The organism is Bradyrhizobium sp. Kon10, assembly GCF_055807395.1.
In genome coordinates, this window is sequence record NZ_JBVVOZ010000328.1 from 1 (window position 1) to 249 (window position 249).

Genomic DNA, 249 nt, shown 5'->3' on the forward strand with positions numbered 1-249 from the left:
GACATGCGGAACGAAGCGCTGTTCACCGGGAGCCGCCGGACGTTGACTTGGGAGCTTGGGGCCAGGCGCGGTCCCCCCCGCTCGCGGCGTCCGGTCGCGCGGTGTGATCGACGTTGGCGGCTTTGTCTCCTCATCCGTATCGTCACGTGTCACCTTGGCGATGTCCGCCATGCTGATCGGCCGGTCTTGTGGATCCGGCTGCAGCATGGCTTCAACAATTCCACGAAAATCGCCGTCGATGTCGGACAG

At 64.3% G+C, this 249-nt stretch carries 1 pseudogene; it reads right to left on the reverse strand.

The features are described 5' to 3' along the window. Positions 1 to 249, reverse strand: a pseudogene (locus AC0L2O_RS37245) (serine/threonine-protein kinase); the annotation flags it as partial.